Below are 19,503 nucleotides of genomic sequence, written 5' to 3' on the forward strand. Positions count from 1 at the left end.
GTATTTTCTATACCTAAATTATACCACATTAACGCGTTAATCTTGTATAAAAAGTGACTTTCTCAACAGCCTGAGAAAATACCCCTATTTTTTAAAAACATAAGGGTGATAGCGTTTTCAAACAAGCTTAAACGGAAATTCTCCGCTTATTTTACCCCTTTTATCTACTTTTTTAAAAATAAGCGGAAAAACGCCGTCTATCAAATGCTAAGATAACTCTCTTACTCATTTCTCTACAAGCCTCGCTACGTCTTCCCCACACTTTTTGCATTTTCCCTTGAGTAGAACTCCGAGTTTATCGTCATGAATCGTATACTTAACGATTGTAGTCACTCCACAAGTAGAGCAATAAACATTGTTTACAACAATTTCTTGTATGTCTTTAGGTAGCTTCGCCCATTTCTGTGCGGCTTTGAAATCTATCACTGTCACGAGAAATCCCCCTAGTGTAAGGTAATTTGTGTTATTGAATTATACATTTGAATAATCTTCCGCGCAGAATTTATCCCGTTTTCCATACAGTCTGGGATCCCCACTCCGTAATAAGAACAGCCGGCAAGGAAGATGCCTGGGTAGTTGAGTTCCATTTTCCTTTCCAGTGCTTTGACACTTTGCGGATGGGTAATGAGGTAGTTGGGCATTTGGTCGGTCCACTTCGTGACTTCACTGACGACAGGCTCTGCGTGAATCCCCATTGCACTCGAAAGATCGCCAAGCGCAACCTGAAGAAGCTCTTCCTCATTCATTTCTTTTAACAAAGCGAAGGATGGATGGCTGCTTTTATAAAAGAGTCGAACAAGCAGATTTCCGGATTTTGAGGTATGCTCCCATTTCCGACTTGTCCAGGTACAGGCGTTGCAGGATAATTCATCTGTAGTTGCGGTGATGAAGCCTGTTCCATCCGCAGGAAGCACGTTGTCAGGCACATCAAACCCTATATACACACTAATCAATGAGCTGTTTTTCAATCCTGCAAATTCTTCTTTAAGGTACGAATCTTCCAAAATGACTTCCGCAGCTGTGTGCGGAATACTAAGGACTACATAATCTGCTTCAATGATTTTTTGACTGTTGAGATGCACTTGATACCGGTCGTCAACCTTTCCGATTCGATCTACTTTCGTATTCTTTAAAATCTCAACATCACAAAGCTTTTCCTCAAAGGCATCCACCATGGAGCTTAACCCCTTTGCAAAAGAAAGGAACTTCTTCTCCCCGCCTTTAAATTTCTGTTTATTGGCTTCGAGCCCTTTGATGATGCTTCCGTATTGCTCTTTATAATCGATCAAATATGGAAGGGTGGATGCGAGGGTTAACTCACTTAGCTTCCCGGAATAGACGCCGGATAGAACAGGGGCAATCTGTTTTTCAACCAACTCTGTCCCGAGAAAATGCTCCAAGAAAGCACCCACCGAATCTTCTTTGGTGAATGTTTCATTTTTTGTGTAAAAATCCTTCAGTGCCTCGACCTTTCCTTCAGCAGAGACAAGCGTGCTCTTCGCCAATGATTCAATGCTAGCGGGAATACCGAAGACGGCATCCTCTGGAATGGGCTTTAATTGACCTTCCGCGTATATAAAGGATTGGCCTGTTGCATTGTAGACGATTTCCTCTTTTAAACCCAGTTCTTCGATCAAGCTCATGGTTTCTATTTTACGGGCGACAATGGAATCGGCTCCTGCTTCCATCAAGAATCCACTTTGTTTTACTGTGCGAATTTTGCCACCAAGCTGACCGGCCGCTTCTGTCAAAACGAGTCTGACCTCTGCCCCGGTTTCAGTCTTCCATTTTTGTAATTCATACATCGCAGCTAGCCCTGTAATACCGCCACCGACCACTACAATTGTTTTCACGATATGCCACCTCTTTATGCCGAATCTCGTTTCATTAAGAATAACATTCTTGCCAGTCATTTGCTAATACTGAAGGCTACGTCAGTTGCAATAAACTTTTCTTGTACGAAGAACTAAGTCATAATATGGAAATACTTAAATATAGAGAAGGAGGTTTTTTATGATCGAACTTTTAAAACAAGGGAATAAATCATCCCTGATGGCCTGTGCCGTCAATTTTTTAATCGGTTTGCTGCGCGGCGGAGCGTGGCTGATGACAGGGAGTCCTGCCATGTTTGCGGAAACCATGCATGCCTTTGCTGATGCTGCCAATCAAGGGTTTGTCTACGTTGGAACCGCCCTTTCTAAAAGAAAGCCGACCGATCGTTTTCCAAACGGATTCGGTCGTGTGGTAAATCTTGTTTGCCTTGCAGCGGTTCTGATCGTGGCGATCATGAGCTATGAAACCGTCAAGGAAGGGTTTCATCATATTTTGCATCCGTCAGAAGGCGGAGCGCTTGGGATTTTGTTACCTGTTTTCGGAATCGGTGTCGTGCTTGAGTTTTTCGTCTTTTACAAAGCGATGAAATATGTCGTTGCCGAAGCGGGCGTGGAGGCGAAAGGGTTTTCTGTTGTTGGCGCAAGTTTTACAAACCTGAAAAAAGCTTCTCCAGCAACACGTCTTGTTTTTATGGAAGATATGGTGGCTTCGAGCGGTGGTGTGCTAGCGATCATCGCCGTTTTAATTGGGCACTTTATCCCTTTTGTCCAAGCGGAAGGTGTGGTTTCCATGATCATCGGTATTTCCATGTTTTATGTTGTGAGCCGTGTTTTCTTAGATAATGTGTCTGGCGCGATTGGTGAAGCTGATCATACGATGGAAGCGCGCATCGGGGAATTAGTGATGAATGATTCCGACGTCAAAGACATTCAAAAGGTAGTCGTTCTCCGCGAGGGGGAAGAGCTTCATGTCGAGCTTGAGATCGAAGTGGACTCCTCTCTTACCATTAAACAGGCGGATGCTATCAAGGATCGATTAGAAGAACAAATCCTCTCCCAGGAAGGGGTGGCAGATGTGACCATCGAATTTGATCAAAAAGATCAAATTGATCACTGGGAAGAAAAAAAGCAGAAGCTCGATGAAATCATTAAATAAAAGCTGCCCTACAAACAAAAGACCGACTCTCGCGCGTTGAGTCGGTCTCATGCATGGTTATGGATGGCTTATACCCGGTGGTGTAAACGATGGTGGTTGTTTTAGCCAACCACGTTTTCTCATCTTTGTTTTTAGAGTCATTCCATATGTTAACTGTTCGCCTAAAAACTCCGTCCACAAGATGCCAAGGTCGACACGAACTGTTGAAGCAGCAGATGTTGCACAATGGATGATACTTGTTGTTGATTTTAAAGCGAGACCGTTTGCAATTTCATTATCCGTTAATTTCACACCTGGAGGAACTGCATTGGGATCAGACTTTGGTTTCTCTTCGGAAACAGGTGGTAAAGTAATTCCCTCACGAACCATAAACTCTTTAAGTTGTTTTTCTTGGTTGTAGCACATTTTCACTGCATCATTTACCATACCTAGCAATTCATCGTCTGTCGTCATATTTAGAGCCACTTCTTCATATGCAATGGCTTCCATCAGCATGGCGTAATACGTCCAGCACGCCATCGCTTCCCCTATATGAAGTGGTGGCTTTGGCTCATCATCAAAAATAGATTTAGCTATACTTGTTACTGCATCAAAAATATTTGGCATAAATGTCACCTCCTTGGAATTATTTTGCACCAAGGAGATTTCTAATATTAAAACTCTCTATATACCAATCAATTAAATTTTCTAGGCTGATAACAAGACAACAAAAGAACCTTTTAAAGTAGAGTGAATTACTCTCCATAGCAACATGGGGGCATCCCTTAGAATTTGCCCAGTCTAGATGTTCTACGGTCTTACAGCCGTTCCGTCCGGAATCCTGGCCAATGTCCATTCTGGCAATGTATTCTCACAAGGATATTTGGCTGCTTTCTCTTCATCGATTTCAATGCCCAAACCAGGCTGATTGTTCGGATATACATATCCGTTTTTCACTTCCGGACTCCCCGGGAATACTTCATGCAGCTTTTCCGATATCGGTGTCCATTCCTGAATCCCGAAGTTTGGCAAGGCGACACTCAAGTGCACATTGGCAGCATGGCCGACAGGTGATACATCACCTGGTCCATGCCAAGCAGTCCGTATACCGAAGGCTTCACAGGTCGCAGCAAGCTTTCGTGCAGGGGTAATCCCACCAATGGCACTGACATGACACCGAATAAAATCAATGAGTTGATTTTTAATCAGCGGCATCCATTCTGCGGGATGAACAAATAACTCCCCAATAGCCAGAGGAACCCCTGCTTGCTGGCGGATTTTTTCTACCCAGCTAAGATCTTCTGGTGCAACAGGATCCTCAAGAAAAAAAAGATTGTATTCTTCCAACTGTTTGGCTAATCGAAGCGCATCAATTGGTGCCACGCGTTCGTGAATATCATGTATCAATTCCAAGTCAAATCCGACCGTTTTTCTTAAGTGGTCGAACATTCTTGGAACACTTCGGAGGTATTGCTCGCGGTCAAAGTAAGCACCAGGAGGAGCGCTTTCCGGTGATTCCTTCAGCCTAAACAACGAACCAGGAGAGAGGTTCGTCGCCTCTGTAATCTTCACCCCGCCACCATACCCCCCCATTTGGCAGCGGAGGTATTTGTATCCAGCAGCTTGCATTCTACGGACGTTATCTTCTAGCTCTTGCTCATCTCGTCCGTCCACATGACGATAGACAGCAGCACCAGTTCGTGATAAGCCACCAAGCAGATCATATACTGGCATACCAGCAAGCTTTCCTTTTATATCCCATAGTGCCATATCGATTCCTGATAGCGCACTGTTCATTACCGGACCATTTCTCCAATACCCGCTTACAGATGCTGACTGCCATATATCTTCAATCCGCCGCGGATCCTTCCCCAAGATGAACGGACGCATATATTCCACTATGGCTGTTTTCACTGCTAAATATCGCTGCGTAAACGTTGCACAGCCAAGACCGTACAAATCAGGTTCATTCGTTTCGACCTTGACGACAACTAAATTAATTCCTTCTGGCGCAGTTAGAATGACTTTCACATCGCGGATTTGCAGGTTCATTTTCACTTATTCCTTTCTTTACTCCTCTAAAAAAACAATAGCACTATTTATAAAATTTATGCAAACAGGAAATTCTACAAGTCTAATCATGGCAATCTTGCTTTTCTACCAATCAGCTACACTGCCATCTTCATGCCAGTAGCGTGCAAGCACTTCTTGCTGGAATGGATGTTTTGCTGCCTGCTCTTCGTCTACTTCCACTCCTAAACCGGGTCTTTCAGATGGGATAACGAAGCCGTTTTCCACTTGAATCGGGTTCATCACGACTTCATCCCGCCATTTCACATCACTGCGGAAAGACTCCTGAATTAACCAGTTTGGAGTACATGTTGCAAACTGGATTGCTGCTGCTGTTGCAATCGGTCCGAGTGGATTATGCGGGGCTACACTAACGTAATAAGCCTCTGCCATGGCCGCTATTTTCCTAGCTTCCCATAACCCTCCACAATGGCAGATATCAGGTTGAATAATGGCGCAAGCATTTTTCTCCAACAGTTCCCGGAATTGAAAACGGCTAACCAACCGCTCCCCGGTGGCAACAGGAATATCGATACTTTGGCTGACCTTTACCATTCCTTCCACATTCTCTGGTAAACAAGGCTCCTCGAAGAAGAAGGGGCGAAACGGGCTTAATTCCTTCGCATATTGGATCGCCATTTCTGGAGTCGTCCGTCCGTGTAAGTCAATCATGATGTCCACTTCATCTCCAACAGCTTCGCGAATGGCCGACATGAGTGTCACAGCATGGTTCAATACTTTCTTGCCATCCAGCCAATTTGTCTTCGGGACAACCAGGACCTTTATCGCCGAGTATCCTTCAGCCACAGACTGGAGTGCTTTTTCAACCATTGCATCGCAGTCACCGATAGAGTTATAAAGACTATCCATCTGTCCCCCGCCAAGATGATCATACATCCGAATCTTATCCCGCACTTTACCGCCCAACAGCTTATACACTGGCAGATTAACTGCTTTGCCATAAATATCCCAACATGCCATCTCAATTCCACTGATCGCCGAATACCCCACCGCTCCCGCACGGAAGAAGGGATGTCGCACCATAACCTGGTATAAATGTTCGATGTTCGTTGGATCTAATCCAAGAATAAATGGTTTTAAATCTTCGATACAGCCAACAACACCCCTTGTTTTCCACTCGAGTGATGCTTCTCCCCAGCCAGTGATTCCTTCATCCGTTTCTACCTTAACAAAAATCCAGTTCCTCATTTGAGCATTCACAACGTGGGTCTTGATATCTGTTATTTTCACACTGGATTCCCCCAATAGTAACGAAGAATTTCTCCATCTTTTTTCTTGTAAATGCAATTTCTTTCTTCCAGTTGCTTTAGATGCGCGGCAAAAGAGTACATTAAATCCATTTGCAAGACAAATTGGCCGAGATTCTCCTGCAAATCAATCATCTCCTGTAAAGAGATCCCCTGATGGGCACCGATCAACCGTTTCACTTCTGCCTCTGCCGCTTGCACCCACTCTCTACTTTCCTTTAGAAAGCGTCCGACGTTCTCATTTTCAATCGGATCACAATGGCAGCGGAAAATCACATCTGGTTGAAGACGTTCCAGCTGTTCAATTGAATAAAGATAACCATCGACCGTCACATAGGTCGGTGGGACAAACAATCGCCCTTCCAGATCATATTCGCCATGCCCCAATACGCCGTCTCCGATAAATGCTGCAGCGTGTCGTGAGTCCCAAACCATCAGATGGCCAGCTGTGTGTCCAGGAAGCTCTTTAAATTCAATGGACCAATCCTCCTCAAGGGACCACTTTTGTGTAAAGTCAATAGATTCTATAGGTAGTGGAAAACCTGCAGTCTCCTTCAGCCATTTCTTCGTTTCTTGATCATACACCAACCCATGGTCTTTCTCATATGCCTCATAACGATTTCGCATTAATTCAGCTGGATTTTCAATTAGAATACGATCGCTTGGCGAGCCATATATGCTAGAATGGGGACAAATTTCGTTGAAAGCATGATTCCCGCCACAGTGATCACAGTCGGCATGCGTGATCACGACATCAATCGGATCTTCTGTATTGATTCCTATTTTTTCAAAGTAGGGCAAAATCACTTCCTTCGGAGTTGAAGCCATCCCCGTATCCAATAAAACGGTACGTTCCTTCCCGGTCAGTAAATAAAGATGCAACGGCTTAGCATTTTGGGTCGTAATGCGGTGAATTCCCTGGAATAATTGCATAATACCTGTTCCCTCCTTTTTATGATGGGGTACTGGATGTGGTTGTTCCTGATGTGGATGTCGCTGGTCCTGGTTTTGTTTTAAGTGACGCTCTTTCTTTACGTTTCATGGTATATTGATCAATGATCACGGCTACTAACAGCGTCGCTCCGACAACAAAGTTCTGCCAATACACATCGATTCCAACGAGATTCATTCCATTGGTGATCAAGGCCATCAACAAACACCCCAGAAATGCCCCGAAAACACTTCCTTCGCCCCCTTGCAAACTGGCGCCTCCAATGATGACAGCCGTAATCACCCGAAACTCCATCCCAGTTCCCGCAGTAACTGAAGCGCTTCCTAAACGGGCAGTCATGAGGATCCCGGCCAAAGCTGCCAATACCCCACTTAAAACATAGATCCAAATCTTCACCTTATTAACGTTAATTCCAGACAAAATGGCTGCTTTTTCACTAGAACCAATATAATAGGTTTGTCGAAGTGCTCTGGATTTTCGAAGGAAAATGTCTCCGATAATAATGACCAGTAACATGACAATGATTAGGGATTGCACCCCGAACAATTTACCTTGACCGAGTATAGTGAAGCTTTCCGGCAATCCGGAAATATTCCTTCCACCGGTAACAATAAGCACGAGTCCACGGACCGCTTGCATGGTTCCAAGTGTGGTGATAAACGGATTGATCTTCAGCTTGGCGATAATAAATCCATTTAACAAACCTACGGCAGCGCCAACCACAATTCCGAGAAGAATGGCGAGCGGTACAGAAGCCCCTGCGCGGAGTGCCATGGCCGTAACAGCACCAACAAATGCAACCACTGACCCAATAGATAAGTCAAAGCCTCCGGCAACCATTAATACTGTCATTCCTGCTGCAATAATGGCTTCCACGGAAAGCCCAAGCAAAACAGATAATAAATTCTGCGTCGTGAGGAAGACGGGTGAAGAAATCGAAAGAATAACCCCTAGAACTAAAATAATCATAACAATCATGAATTCACGGACTTCGACTAGCTTTTTTAAAAACGTCACTTTTTTCCCTCCTCTTAGCTGATCAGAACACCAGAAGCTGCAGCAATAATTCTTTCCTGTGTAAACTGCTCTTTCTGAAATTCAGCAACCATTTTCCCTTCTCTCATTACTAGAATCCGATCACTTATACCCATGACCTCCGGCAAATCAGACGAAATCACAATCAACCCCACGCCCTGTTTAGCTAGTTGCCGCAAATGCTGGTAAATTTCACTTTTTGCCCCGACGTCCACCCCACGGGTAGGCTCATCAACGATTAACACCTTGGGCTCAATCCCTACCCACATAGACAGAAGCACTTTTTGTTGATTCCCTCCAGATAAACGCCCCACCTTTTGTTTAATACTTGGTGTAATCACACGGAAATGCTCTCGATATCTTTCTGTTGTTTGATCAACCATTTTCTCATTGATAAAATCAAGCCCTCTGCTCGTGAATCTTTTCAAGTTCGGTGCTATGGCATTGTCCTTCATCGTTCTTTCGAGAAACAAGCCCTGTTCCTTGCGATTCTCTGTCAAATAGCCAATCCCCTGCTGTATCGCTTGTTTCGGGGAACGAATAGAAATCTTCTGACCCTTAAGATAAATTGCACCTGAATCAGCGGGCTCCGCTCCAAATATCGTCCGTCCAAGCTCCGTTCGTCCGGCGCCTACCAATCCTGCAATCCCGAGAATTTCTCCTCTCTTTAAAGAAAAAGAAATATCATAACAGGCTCCTTTTCTCGTTAAACCTTGTACTGTAAAAATTTCCTCGCCAATCTCTGCATCGGATGGACGATCGCCATACATGTTGGTTAGTTCACGGCCGACCATCATTTGAATAATTTTATCTTCCGTCAGCGACTCAATCGGTTCCGTACCGACGTACTTCCCATCACGAAGAACGGTTACCCGATTCGCAATTTCAAAGATTTCATTTAGATGATGTGAAATATAAATGACAGCAATCCCTTGTTGCTGAAGTTTTCTAATATTGGCAAAAAGCTTTTCCACTTCGACAGTGGTTAACGAGGATGTCGGTTCATCTAAGATCAGCACCTTCGGGTTATAAGAGATAGCCTTTAAAATCTCTATAACTTGTTGCGTAGCTGGTGATAAAAATTTAACCAAAGTGCCGGGATGAATATCCTCATCAAATAACTGAAGTAATTTTCGAGCTTCTTCATACATTTTTTCTTTCTTGATTAAGTTGAATCGGTTGGTTGGCTGTCGATTAGCAAAGATATTCTCCGCAATGCTCAAATTCGGGACCAGACTCAACTCTTGAAAGACGACACTAATCCCGCGTGTTGTCGCATCATATGCATGCTTAAATCGAACCGATTTGCCCTGCAAAATTAATTCTCCTGCATCAGGCTGATAAATACCTCCGAGTACCTGCATTAACGTTGATTTCCCTGCCCCATTTTCGCCGAGCAGCGCGTGTACTTCACCCGTTTTGAGATCGAAACTTACCTGGTCTAATGCCTTCACTCCAGGAAATGTTTTGGTGATCCCCTTTACTTGCAGGATGGTTTCCCCCATATCAACACCTCCTTCTTTTGGATAAAGGAACCTCGTAATAGAGGTTCCTTCATTTGGTTTATTGATTCGTGCGTAAGAATTGGTCTGCATTGGATTGGTTCACGATGACTGCTCCTGTATCAATCATCGTCGGAGCACCTGTAACTCCTGCCTTGGCGTTATCATTTGTAATCGCAATGTCGTTGTTGTACATGTTAAAGAGGATATCCGTTGCGTAGAATGGCATTAAGGCAGTCTGCTGAGCCACTGTTGCAGAAATGACTCCATCCTTAATGGCTTGAACAACATCATTCCCACGGTCCATCGCCACGATCTTCACTTTTCCTTCCTTGCCGGCTTCTTTTACCGCTGTCGCAGCACCGGAACCCCCTGCGGCTTCTACACATGCAATACCAGCTAGGTCAGGATACTTCTGCAGCAAGGATGCGGCTCCTTGAGCAGCGACGTTCGTATCCGATTGTGTATCTACGATCTGCACAATTTCAATATCCGGATATTTGGCGATGGCTAGCTTGTAACCTTGAATCCGTTCTTCCAAATTCGCCTGGCCGGGTTTTGTCATAATGGCCACTTTTCCTTTTTCTCCAATTAGCCTTGCTAATTCTTCTCCACCTTTGATCCCTGCCTGAACGTTACCTGTACCAACAAAGGCAACTCTCTTAGTGTTGGGCAAATCTCCATCGACGGTAACAACGGGAATGCCCGCGTCCACTGCTTTATCTACTACAGGGTTTAGTGAATCTTCAAATCCAACTACTACAATTCCCTGTGGTTTCTTGGCAATTGCTTGTTCAAAGGCCGTGATCATCGCATTCATGTCATATTCAGCAGGGCCAACGTACTCTGTTTGCACGCCGAGTGCCTTGCCAGCTGCCTCCATCCCAAGCTTGTGATCGTAGAAATAGTCAAGATTACCCAGCGCAGAAACCTCGATATATAGCTGATCTTTGACAGGTACTTTATTCGAATCAGCTGGTTTGGCCTCCGATTGAGCGTTGTTGGAATTACTAGCAGCTTGGTTTCCAGAAGCCGGTTGGCTGCTCGAACAACCTGTAAGCGCTATCATAGTGCCGATTGTTAAAACAGATAGGACTTTCGTAAGCTTTTTCAAGAAAAATCACCTCATTATTTAATTTAGAATTTCCTTGTAATTATGTTTGTCTAGGATAATGACCCCCGTGTCAATCATCATCGGTGTTTGCGTGTTATTGATTTCTTGGTTTCCATGATTAAGAGCATATAAAATTTGAACCGCATAGAAGGGCATTAAAGCTGTCTGTTGAACAACAGTACCTGAAATCACGCCGCTTTCGATAAAAGAAAGGACCTTTTGATCCTTATCCATGGCCATAATCTTGATTTCTCCAGACCGGTTCAACCTGACGACTTCCTGCGCAACCCCAGCTCCTGCCACGGCTTCCACACAACCGATCCCTGCTAAATCAGGATACTTTCTAATTAATTCGGCAACTTGCTTTTCGACTAAGGATGCATTCGCCTGATTGTCAATCACCTCTACAACCTGGATTAAGGGATTTTTTCTTAACGCTTCAAGATATCCATATACCCGTTCATCTAGGTTGGGTTGACCCTTTTTAGTGACAAGCGCTACCTTTCCTTGCCCGCCAATTAACTTGGCCAGCCTAACTCCGCCTTCATATCCTGCCTGGAAATTGCCCGTCCCTACAAAAGCAATGCGTTTGGATCCTGGAAGATCCGAATCGACCGTCACAACCGGGATGTGTCTTTGGTAAGCTTCTTCGACTAAAGAATTAAGACCCTTATCAAAACCTATAACGATAATACCCGCTGGTTCTCTCGCAATGGCTTCCTGAAAGGATGTTCTCATGGCATTCAGATCCAAATCATCGGGACCCACGTAATCCGTTTCAACCCCTAAAGCCTCTCCAGCTTTCTTCATCCCTAACTGATGGTCTTTAAAATACTCTACTTCTCCCAATGCTGAAACCATGATATAGAGATCGTCACGTGGAACATTGGAAACATTCATCTGGTTTCCCCATTCTGTTGCTTGCAGAGGAATATTTCCATTGGCTTGTGGAGAACAACCAGCCAAAAGGATTGAAAAGACAGCGATTACATGAAATAAATGCCAAAAGTCTTGATTCTTCATAAAAGCCTGCTCCTTATTCCCCCCTTTACATTTAAGTATAGGGGTGTTTGATTAAACAAAAAATTCCCTCTTTTTATGATTTAGGTATCATTTTTTAGGCTTGAAGCTTCCTTTCCCTCTCCCTATACTCTCTTGGAGTCATTCCTTCCCACTTTTTAAATAGGCGGTAGAAGTGCTTTTCCTCAATATATCCGACCTTCTGGACGATTTCTTTAATCGAAAAATGGGTATGCACCAATAGCTCCTTGGCCTTTGCTATTCGGACATGTGTGACAAAGTTAATAAAGGTATACCCCATGCTTTGGTGAAATAACGTACTGAAATACGTCGGATGCAGTTCAACAACATCTGCCACCTTCTGCAAGGAAAGCTCCTGACTAAAATGAGTTAAAATATAATTTTTTGCGTCATCGATCACTTTGGAATGGGACGACTGTACCTCCAGAGGCAGTGTTTCTTCAAATCCATAGTGTCCGTTTTCTTTCAACTGTTCCACAATGGATTGAACGGATGCGTATAATTCATCCGATTCAACCGGTTTTAATATATAGTCCGATGCCCCTAATTTTAAGGACTGTTTTGCATAGGAGAAATCATCATAGCCACTGATGACAATCACATAAGGAAGCTTGTTCTTTTTTAAAGAGAGTTTTTTCATCAGCTCTAATCCATCTATTTTTGGCATGCGAATGTCGACAAGAAGCAAGTGAATGTTTTTTTGTTCCATAATCTGCAGTGCTTCTTCCCCGTTTTCCGCTTGACCAGCGATCATAAACCCAAGCTGTTCCCAATCTAATGTGGCTATAATGCCTTCTCTCATCCAGTGTTCATCATCCGCAATGAGTAATTGGTACATGTTCCTCACCTCTCGATACAATAGGCAAAATAAGACGCACGGTTGTCCCCTTTCCCACTTCACTCTGCACTTCTAGCCCATAAGGCGGACCAAATGTCAGCAGGACACGTTGGTGTACGTTGAAAAAACCAATTCCACTCTTAATCTGTTCTGATGTGCGAGTCACCGTTTGATGCAAGGAGTCTCTTAACAGTTGAAGCTGAACTTCCGTCATTCCTACCCCATCATCCCGAATTTCCCAAATTAATTGCTCTTGATCCACATTCCCAATAATATCAATAGTCCCTCCTCCTTTTGGCTCAAGCCCATGCATAAAGGCATTTTCGACTAAGGGCTGGAGAACTAATTTAATCGTTTTTTGTTCAATTATCCCCTCGTCTATCTCCCAATTTACAGTCACTTTATCTCCAAAGCGGATCTTTTGGGCATCGACATAGTAACGTAAATGTTCCAGCTCCTTTTCAAAACTTACCCACTTGTCCTCGTGCTTGTTTATGCTATAGCGTAAGAGTTTCGATAAAGCAATGGAAAGGGTGTAAATTTCGGATACCTTACGGATTTTGGCTATACTTGCAATCGTTCCTAGCGTGTTGTACAAGAAGTGCGGATGAATTTGGGAGCGCAGCAGCTCTAGCATGTAGGATTTGTATAAGGTTTTATCCAGTTCATTAAGCATGTGATTGAAGCTATTCCCCAGATAGCCAATTTCATCATTTCGGTTTTGTTGATATCGTACCTGTAAATTACCAGACTCCACTCTACCCATTAACTTTTGCAGCTCCAGAATCGGTTGGGTCAATCTCCGAGAAAACAATACAGAAAGAAGGATGGAAAATAAAATACAGAAAAGTAGCACCCCCGCAATAGTCTTATAGACAACTTGGGCTTCCTGCAGCATTTCTGCTTTCGATGTGGTAGAGATTAACACCCATGGAGAGCCCTCCAAATTTTTATACGTCACAAAATAATCGCTTCCATTGATTGTTTTGTCTACGGTTTGCGTAACGTTGGAACCTGTTTTCACCATTTCCTCGATATCTTTGGTCATAAATTTCGGATTGGATTCGTATAGAAACTCCGATTGCTGCGGGTGATAGACAAAAAAGTGCGGGTATAACCCCTGTTTTTCACTCTGATGGACCACTTGTTCAAAAAGATCCTGTTTAAAATCTAAAACGAGGATTCCGTTAAATACATGACCTGGATATGAATAGAGCTTTTGCATATAGGAGAAAGCCCAATTATTAAAATAGGAATCCGGATTCTCATGTAAATCAGCCCATCTTGACTCCGTTATATACATGGAGGTTTTGGTTTGATCATGAATAAATGTCTGGAACCACTGTTCTTGGTTAAGAGGCCGTTTCAAATGGGAGTTAATCGGCGAAAAATATTGCGATAATAATAAGGTTCCGTTTTTATGAAAAATCGTCGCACCTGAACAAAATGGCAGCATCCGAAACTGCGTAACGGCATTCATCGTTGCATATAGGTTATCTGTTGGCTTGGTATTTTCCGTAATCATGATTTTTGGATGATTTAACCCTTCCTGAATACTGCTGTCAAAATCGGGAAGGAGGGAAATTCTCCTAATCTCATCCAAATGGCTAGTTAAGTTTTTATTTACTTGATTTAAAAACAACTTGGTTTCTGTTTCCGATTGCTTTTCAGCTAGATTCGCAAAAAATGTATACATCAAAAAACTAAAGAGAATGACTGGAATCGAGGTACTGATAAGAAAGATAAGTAAAAATTTTAGCCTCAAGCTCAAACTCCGTTCACCCCCTTTTTTCTTTCTATTTTAGCAGAATTTTATTTTATATAAAAATTAAAAAAAATCCATCCTTCTACGATTGATCTGTTAACCGTTGGATGGATTTTCTTCGTTATTTATGGCAAGAAGCCCTGCACTCGATAGCCGCCATCTACGACAAGCGTTTCACCTGTTGTAAAGCTTGATTCATCGGAAGCTAAATATACCGCTGCAAGCGCAATTTCTCTTGGCTCAGCAATCCGTCCAACAGGATGGATATCGTTGAAAGCCTGCATGGCTTTCGTCGGATCTGGTGATTGGTTCTCCAAGTGTCGGCGCAAAATGGGTGTATTCACTGTTCCTGGTGCAATGACATTACAACGGATTCCCTCTTTTGCGTATTCAATGGCCGTTACCCGCGTCATGGCATGTAGCCCCCCTTTGGCCGTGCCATAAGCAAACAATGTAGGATGCCCTGCTAGGGCATTCACTGAACCCATATTCACAATGGAGCCCTTCTGTTGCTTACGCATATGTGGAAGAACGTATTTCATGCACAGGAATGGACCTTTTAAGTTGACACTAATGACTCGCTCGAAGTTCTCCTCTGTCGTTTCTTCGGTCATCCCATAGATTTGAATGGCTGCATTATTCACCAATATATCGATTCTTCCATACTGCTCTATCGTTTTTTGCACCATCGATTGCACAGAGGCTGAATTCGAAACATCGGTATGAATCGCCGTCACCTCTCCTAGACTAGAAAGATTCTCTACAGCGGCTTTGTTTTCTTCTTCAACGATCCCAGCAATAACAACCTTCGCACCTTGTTTCAAAAACTCTTCGACAATCGCATAACCGATCCCCGTTGCACCACCAGTAACAATCGCTATTTTATCCTCCAAACGCATTAGATCCTCTCCTTCATATATAGCATTCATTCTCCTGGAACCATCCGCTCAAATTTTTGAACGGGATATTTCGAAATTGGGAATAGCTTTCCTGGTGTCATTCCTAGTTCTAGACTACCTTGTTACTACCAAACAATTCAATACGCAATTTTTAATATTCAAACTAAAATAAATCACCTCCTAACATACATTTTCTATTTAAAGGGCACACTATGGAAGAATTTGTCTGATGAAAGGGATCTCCTATGTATAAATCCAATCCAGCTAAATCGCTATTACCTTGGTTGCAATCCCAGCTAGCTGAATCCGATGATATCTGCCTGCAAAAGCTTGAATCGAAAGAGAAAAAAGCCCAGTTATTCTATATTAAGAGTATCTGCGACCAAGCATTCATTCAAGATCATCTGCTTATTCCCTTTTTCGAAACGGATTCTCTCCACGATTATCTGTCTTATATAGATAACCTTTTTCAAACCTCATCCTATATAAGTCCGGAAAAGACATTAAACCAATTACTTCACGGATCGGTTGTCTTCATCTCAGGAATGAATATTCGTTTGATTGATATAAGGAAGGTGGCCAACACCGGAATTTCTGAAGCCAAAATTGAATCTACGGTTCAAGGGCCTCAGAATTCGTTTAGTGAAGACATTGCAACGAATTTAAACATGATTCGTGATCGATATTATCAGCCAAGTTTAAAGATTGAAAACCAAGAGATTGGAAATCAAGCCCCAACCCCAATTGCAATTATATATGATGAAAAATTAGTCGATCCAGCTGTCCTAGAGAGTGTAAACAAAAGACTCGCAGAAATTCAGGGTGAAATGGCGATCATTCTATCGATTGGACAGCTAGAACGACACTTAAGCCGAAGAAAAAGGACCATGTTTCCAACGATTATGCTAACAGAGCGACCCGATCGAGTGGCTTATAATTTAGCCCAAGGGAAAATTGCCATCGTCATGCAAGGCAATCCCTTTGTGTTACTTGTTCCAAGTGTTTTTTTTGATTTTATGGCCTCGATGGATGATTTATATCACACCTATTGGACTAGTCGTTTTGTCGTCGTTTTGCGTTATTTAGGGCTGTTCATCACGATTACCCTGCCCTCTTTATATGTAGTTTCTACTGCATACAATCCCGAACTGTTTCGCGTTCAACTTGCCGTAACGATTGCTGGCAGCCGAATTTCAGTGCCCTATCCCGCTTTTGTCGAGGTATTTTTGATGCTTTTGATGATGGAGTTTTTAACAGAGGCAAGTCTTCGCTTACCGAAGATGATTGGCTCGACAGCGACAACCGTTGGGGGGTTGATCTTAGGACAGGCGGCTACGGAAGCGGCTCTTGTGAGCAATATTATGGTCATTCTGATTGCTGCGGTAGCCATTTCAAACTTTGTCATTCCGATCAATGCCATGGGTTTTGCGATGCGAGGTGTAAAGTATTTATTATTATTCATTTCAACCGTATTCGGGATGATTGGATTTATTGTTGGACTGGTGGGAATCGTTGCCTATCTTGTGCATTTGGATAGCTTTGGTCAGCCCTATTTAAAACTATTTATGAAAAGTTCAACAGATCAGGAAGAAATTACGCGGGTGAAGGAAGAACAAGGATGAGTCGTTTTTACTATTATCTGATTTTCCTCAATATGACGGTGAATGTGGTCGCTTTTGTTCCGAATGTTCTTCTTCAGCAACGTTTCATTGGAGCGGTACCCTCCATGGTGATTGCACTAATCGTGGGAACCATCAATGCAGCGATTTTTGGTTTTTGTATCAACCGCTTTCCCGGTGAGGGTTTACCAGAAATCCTGAACCGCTATGTGAAACCGTGGATTCGCACGCTGTTCTTGCTACTTATGGGGGTTACCTGGTTTATTGCGGGGATCATCACGATTTTGATTTTTGTCGATGTAAGTAAACAGTATATTAACCCCGAAATGCCTGAATGGACTTTTTTATTCATCTTCCTTGCCTTTGTTGTTTTATGTGCAAAAATGCCATCGATCAAAGTTTTGTACTTATTGGAACTGCTTTTAATTCTTAATTTGCCGCTCGTTGCGATCATCTTTCTCAAGGTTTATACCCACCCCTATTTCTCCTGGGATGCAGTGAAAGAAGTAGGTACACATGCCCTCACTATTCCGGCATGGGATAGTTTCACTGTCGCTTTATACACGTTTGCCGGATATCTCAATATGGTTATTTTTGCTCGGGTGATGAAAGATCAATTTCAGTTTAAGCGAGGATGGATCATTGGCAGCGTTGCTTTTGTAAATTTATTTACAACCTTTTTTATTCCCATTGGGTTATTAGGAACAGAAGCCGTTGGCCATGCGAGGTACCCTTGGGTAATGACCGCTGATACCATTCGGTTTGATTTAAGCCCGATCGAGAGAGGGATTGGTTTATTTCTCTTACTTTATGTTTCTATTTCTCTAACAAGTGCGCTTATCCATTGGCATGTCGGTCTTGAATTAATGAAAGGGGCAGTAAATGTTAAAAAGTATAAAGCAAAAGCTCAGCGGATTATTCCTTGGATGGTGACCCTTTTATTTTGCGGTGTTACCTTTGCCATCAATGAGCTCTTATTTCAATCCCAAATTCGTTCTTTTAGTATTGTTTGGTACACGATCCGCTTATTTGGCGAATTCCTATTGATCTTCTTATTGGGCTATTGTGCTTGGAGGCGAGGACATGAGGGGGTTTAAATTGTTGATGGTTTGTCTATTTTTCTTATTGGCAGGATGTGGATATAAGGATATTGATAAACGATTTTTTGTCGTAGCTATCGGTGTTGACAAGTCAAACTCAGATCATGGGAAGTACAAAATAACTTTCAAAGTTGCCATTCCTCCAGACAAACCATCTGCCAAGTCCAATGAAGCGGAAATCATAACAACAGATTCCGATTCAATGACCGAAGCGGTTCGGATCACTCGCGCCCAGTTAGATAAAGAAATTGATTTTAGTCATACCAAAGCCATTATTTTTGGACAATCGCTTGTTCAGAAGGAGAACGTCTCAGAAATCATTGATTGGTTTGTCCGGAGAAGGGATATCCAACGGATTGCCTATACGGGGGTTGGATCCCCTACTGCCCTGGAAGTACTGAAAGTCAGACCGGCGTTCGAGCGTCTTCCAGGCAATTCTCTTTTTTTATATTTTGGCCGTTCAGGTACGGAAGCGCCTTATGTGATTACAGAACCCCTCTTTGACTTTTACCGACGGATTAAAGAAAAGGGAATTGACCCAGTCCTCCCGATTATTCAAGCGGAAGGTGATAAGTACTCCATTTTATCATCTGCGATTTTTAAAAACTATCGAATGAACTTGACCCTCAATGATTTAGAGAGCGAAATTTTGAATTCATTCTTAGGCAGGCTAAAAAAGACAGACTTTAAAATTCAAGCAAATGGAGAGAGTTTTTTTGTTTTTGCAGACTCCGTTAAGCTCAATTACGATCTGCTGGCCGGGGAAAAGCCAACTATTCATATCCATTGTAAAATGTCTGTCACCATTGAAGAGTCCAAACAAACATTAGCACTGGAAAAGATGCATCAATTGCAAATTCTAACCGAACAAGAAATCAGAAAAAACGTTCTCAAGTTGGTAAAAAAGTTTCAACAGGCTAACGTAGATCCGATCGGGTTTGGACTAAGATATCGAGGAAGTCATCTCAACAATCAAACCGAATGGCAAAAGTGGGAAGACATCTATCCAGAAATCGAATTTACAATGAAAGCAGAAGTGAAGGTACGAGGGACAGGGTCTATTTATTAGTTACACAAACTGAAAGAAGCGGAGGAATTCCGCTTCTTTTCCCTTTTTAACCGCTTTTATTTTTGCCCTAATCCGCTGCTGCTAAAACAATCACAAGAAGAACGTAAAGGACTAGAATGATTACAAAGTCTTCATCGTTAAATAAACCTTGAAATAAGCTCATCATTCAGTTCCCCTTTCCTTTAGAATACACCCATAATATATGAGCAACTTCCCATAAAGGAATGGACACATGTCCATAAACATCGAAATTAGGTGGATGAT

The 19,503-nt window shown here is 42.8% G+C and carries 17 protein-coding genes; 4 read left to right on the top strand and 13 right to left on the bottom strand.

All coding sequences use genetic code 11. The features are described from left to right. Nucleotides 1-225: 225 nt before the first annotated feature. The gene (locus J2Z37_RS21090) at nt 226-432 is read right to left on the bottom strand and encodes a hypothetical protein (protein ID WP_209812299.1); all 207 of its coding nucleotides are present in this window, start codon (nt 430-432) and stop codon (nt 226-228) included. An 11-nt stretch (nt 433-443) separates the two neighbouring features. Then, complete coding sequence (gene hemG / locus J2Z37_RS21095; RefSeq protein WP_209812300.1) at nt 444-1,853, bottom strand: protoporphyrinogen oxidase; 1,410 nt, start codon at nt 1,851-1,853, stop codon at nt 444-446. A 160-nt stretch (nt 1,854-2,013) separates the two neighbouring features. Here hemG and J2Z37_RS21100 point away from each other — a divergent pair, with 160 nt between their 5' ends. Then, nucleotides 2,014-2,988, top strand: a complete 975-nt coding sequence (locus tag J2Z37_RS21100; protein ID WP_209812301.1) for a cation diffusion facilitator family transporter — start codon at nt 2,014-2,016, stop codon at nt 2,986-2,988. 57 nt (nt 2,989-3,045) lie between these two features. On the opposite strand, the gene J2Z37_RS21105 is transcribed toward J2Z37_RS21100, so the two are convergent. From J2Z37_RS21105 to J2Z37_RS21155, 11 genes are all read right to left on the bottom strand, one after another. Then, entirely contained in the window at nt 3,046-3,594 is a 549-nt protein-coding gene (locus J2Z37_RS21105; protein ID WP_209812302.1) for a DUF3231 family protein, read from the bottom strand. 183 nt (nt 3,595-3,777) lie between these two features. After that, complete coding sequence (locus tag J2Z37_RS21110; protein WP_209812303.1) at nt 3,778-5,019, bottom strand: enolase C-terminal domain-like protein; 1,242 nt, start codon at nt 5,017-5,019, stop codon at nt 3,778-3,780. Nucleotides 5,020-5,124: 105 nt separating this feature from the next. Further along, entirely contained in the window at nt 5,125-6,288 is a 1,164-nt protein-coding gene (gene dgoD / locus J2Z37_RS21115) for a galactonate dehydratase (RefSeq protein ID WP_209812304.1), read from the bottom strand. Beyond that, a complete protein-coding gene (locus J2Z37_RS21120; RefSeq protein ID WP_209812305.1) occupies nt 6,285-7,238 on the bottom strand; it encodes an MBL fold metallo-hydrolase in 954 nt (317 codons plus the stop codon). Before J2Z37_RS21120 ends, dgoD begins: the two co-directional genes overlap by 4 nt. 19 nt (nt 7,239-7,257) lie before the next feature. Beyond that, on the bottom strand, nt 7,258-8,274 hold the full coding sequence (locus J2Z37_RS21125) for an ABC transporter permease (protein ID WP_209812306.1): 1,017 nt from the start codon (nt 8,272-8,274) through the stop codon (nt 7,258-7,260). Between the two features lie 14 nt (nt 8,275-8,288). Then, nucleotides 8,289-9,797 (bottom strand): sugar ABC transporter ATP-binding protein, encoded by a 1,509-nt coding sequence (locus J2Z37_RS21130; protein ID WP_209812307.1) that lies wholly within the window; start codon nt 9,795-9,797, stop codon nt 8,289-8,291. 58 nt (nt 9,798-9,855) lie between these two features. Then, complete coding sequence (locus J2Z37_RS21135; RefSeq protein ID WP_209812308.1) at nt 9,856-10,908, bottom strand: substrate-binding domain-containing protein; 1,053 nt, start codon at nt 10,906-10,908, stop codon at nt 9,856-9,858. An 18-nt stretch (nt 10,909-10,926) separates the two neighbouring features. Then, entirely contained in the window at nt 10,927-11,931 is a 1,005-nt protein-coding gene (locus J2Z37_RS21140; RefSeq protein ID WP_209812309.1) for a substrate-binding domain-containing protein, read from the bottom strand. Between the two features lie 94 nt (nt 11,932-12,025). Then, nucleotides 12,026-12,787, bottom strand: coding sequence for a response regulator transcription factor (locus tag J2Z37_RS21145; RefSeq protein ID WP_209812310.1), 762 nt, complete (start codon nt 12,785-12,787; stop codon nt 12,026-12,028). Further along, entirely contained in the window at nt 12,762-14,483 is a 1,722-nt protein-coding gene (locus J2Z37_RS21150; protein WP_209812311.1) for a cache domain-containing sensor histidine kinase, read from the bottom strand. Before J2Z37_RS21150 ends, J2Z37_RS21145 begins: the two co-directional genes overlap by 26 nt. A gap of 194 nt (nt 14,484-14,677) precedes the next feature. Further along, on the bottom strand, nt 14,678-15,451 hold the full coding sequence (locus J2Z37_RS21155; RefSeq protein ID WP_209812312.1) for an SDR family NAD(P)-dependent oxidoreductase: 774 nt from the start codon (nt 15,449-15,451) through the stop codon (nt 14,678-14,680). 245 nt (nt 15,452-15,696) lie between these two features. On the opposite strand from J2Z37_RS21155, the gene J2Z37_RS21160 reads away from it, so the two are divergent. The 3 genes from J2Z37_RS21160 to J2Z37_RS21170 are packed head-to-tail and all read left to right on the top strand — an operon-like array spanning nt 15,697 to nt 19,239. After that, entirely contained in the window at nt 15,697-17,073 is a 1,377-nt protein-coding gene (locus J2Z37_RS21160) for a spore germination protein (RefSeq protein WP_209812313.1), read from the top strand. Next, nucleotides 17,070-18,167 carry a GerAB/ArcD/ProY family transporter gene (locus J2Z37_RS21165; protein ID WP_209812314.1) on the top strand — a complete coding sequence of 366 codons (1,098 nt, stop codon included), beginning with the start codon at nt 17,070-17,072 and terminating at the stop codon, nt 18,165-18,167. Before J2Z37_RS21160 ends, J2Z37_RS21165 begins: the two co-directional genes overlap by 4 nt. Beyond that, nucleotides 18,154-19,239 carry a Ger(x)C family spore germination protein gene (locus J2Z37_RS21170; RefSeq protein WP_209812315.1) on the top strand — a complete coding sequence of 362 codons (1,086 nt, stop codon included), beginning with the start codon at nt 18,154-18,156 and terminating at the stop codon, nt 19,237-19,239. Before J2Z37_RS21165 ends, J2Z37_RS21170 begins: the two co-directional genes overlap by 14 nt. Nucleotides 19,240-19,503: the final 264 nt, after the last annotated feature.

This window comes from Ammoniphilus resinae (assembly GCF_017873965.1).
Classification (GTDB): domain Bacteria; phylum Bacillota; class Bacilli; order Aneurinibacillales; family RAOX-1; genus Ammoniphilus_A; species Ammoniphilus_A resinae.